Genomic DNA, 2,255 nt, shown 5'->3' on the forward strand with positions numbered 1-2,255 from the left:
CCATGAAAAGCCAGCGACACAGCCAGATACCAGCCGAACCAGATACAGCTAAATATTGCACCTAACACAAATGCTGCCAGTAGCCGCCAGCAATTGACAGCTATTGGATCGCCTAGGTGTGCTGCCCATAATACGCAGACACCTACAATGCCCCAAGCCACAAAAAGCAGTGTGCCGATTTTTTTCTGATCAGACAGAGAGAAATCTTTAATCAAAAATTCCTTAGTAAATAATTGTCCTGCTAAATAAGTGACGATTAAAGTAATGCTCGTAATGACTAGAATTGTTGTCCAGTCGCTGTATAACATCAAGCAAACCGGCACACAGACTTGTAATAGTGCATGCCAGACACCGATGATGGCGAATTTGATTTTGCCTGATGGTGGTAGTAAATGTGCGCCTGCAAATGCGGCAAGTGCAACTAAACCGACTGTTGCAAATAGCCAAACGATAACCATCACTAAGTCGAAAGTCATTATTGAAGCCGAATAAGCACCGTAGCGAAGAAAGCCGAAAACGGCATAAATGATGCCTAGAACATTGAAAACCCATAAGGGTACGGAAGCCCAAGGTGGTTCACGGTTAAATCGGGCATAGTCGATTAAGATATTACTGTAACGACGACTTAAGCTGAATAACACCATTGCGGCGACAAAGAACAAATCGATTAATGCGCCCGCTAAAAAAGAGTTGGGGAGTTCATCACGAGACCATTGGTTTAAAAAAAGCAAAGGTAAAAACCCAGCTAAAATCGGCAAAATATAAAGACTAATTGTTCTGATCCAATCAGGATTGTAAGTGAGATGGTCAGTTTTTTTGGCGCTGACTATTTTTTTAAAGTGGCCTGGTGTTTTCCAAAACCAATAACCTAACAATGCGCTGAACAATATTATGTATATTAAATCAAGGAAGTAGGTATTAGAACAGCAGCTTTTTCCGATAGTGATTGCGGCATCATCCAAGGCGACTTTAATGGTTGATAAAAAGTGCTGGCTTGAGTCGGTTGGCCTAAGATTATCGGGTAGCAGTTTAAATAACGACCAAGTACTTTGGGGTACAGTGACGGCAAAATAATTCAAAAACGCAATGAATGCGCCTGCTAGCCAAATATAACCGCCTTGCCAAATACTGATGGGATTAAGAATGGATTGGGTGATTAATCGGTGAGAATCTTTTCGAGACGGATAGATTGCTTGTTTTTTTACCTCATCAACATCCGTGTGGCTAGGGTGTAAAAAAGCACCGCCACCGCCAGCAACCACCGATGCATAGTTTGTTGGTTTGCTATCGTTTAGTGAATTACCCCAATACCGTTCATAGTGGTGAATATCACCAGAAATGTCGAGTCGGCATTTATTCTTAGGCAACGCACCAGCTTTATCTTTTAAGAAACTGGCTTCTAAACCGAGACGCGCAAAAGTTTGTGCAATAGCACCATCAGGTTCAGCCCAGCGACCAAAAACGGTGCTGGGTTCTGGCGTGGTGACAATTAACTTACTGGGTACGCGTTCACCCAAGGTTTGCAGCACATTATTTTGATTTTTTTTGTCGAACAGATCGCCTTTTCTTACTAGTTCAGGATCAAAAATGGAAACAAAAAAAGCCTGTTGCCGCTTATCCATTTTGCCTTCTTGAGAATCAAGCCCCCAGAGCCACCAGTCAAAAGGCAATTGCAAGGCAACATAACTTGCCGTTTGCTTCCGCTCAAACCCTAACAAGCCAAGCTGCGGGTCTTTCGGGTCATTAAGTAAGGGATTGTGGGTGTCATCATTAATTGGCTTACAGAACTGACGGTTAAAGCCATGTAAGGCATCATAATAATCGTGATTGGCAGGAACACCGTATATAGGACGCTGATCGACAGACTTGCTAGTACGGATAATATCCAAGGCGGCACAATTGAAAGGGGTTTGGAAGCGTTCTTTCAGAGAAGCGGTATCGGCAATATGGTAAGCCGTATCACCGCCGACAAATAGGAATTCGCCGCGCGGCAAGTGCTGAACACACGTAGAATCTGCACTTAGTGCAACGCTGTCTGCGCCTAAGCTGCTGTTTTTGTCTATCCAAAGCTCGCTCATACATAGATATGCGATGTTGTAGACGGCACTCATGCCATCTCCGGTATCTGCTATGTAATCAAACCAATAAGGATCGGTTGAATTGTTGTTGCTTCGTGGCGGTGTAATGGTAGCAGTATTCATCCAATCCTTAGGATCTTGCTTCTTGCCCATGAAGGTATAGGCGGCAATCCATTT

At 43.6% G+C, this 2,255-nt stretch carries 1 protein-coding gene; it reads right to left on the bottom strand.

What is annotated here, in order from left to right; all coding sequences use genetic code 11:
• Positions 1-2,255: hypothetical protein (locus ACHZC4_RS08745; protein WP_394753452.1), on the bottom strand; the 2,255-nt coding region annotated here is incomplete at both ends.

The organism is Crenothrix sp., from assembly GCF_043729335.1.
Taxonomy (GTDB): domain Bacteria; phylum Pseudomonadota; class Gammaproteobacteria; order Methylococcales; family Methylomonadaceae; genus Crenothrix.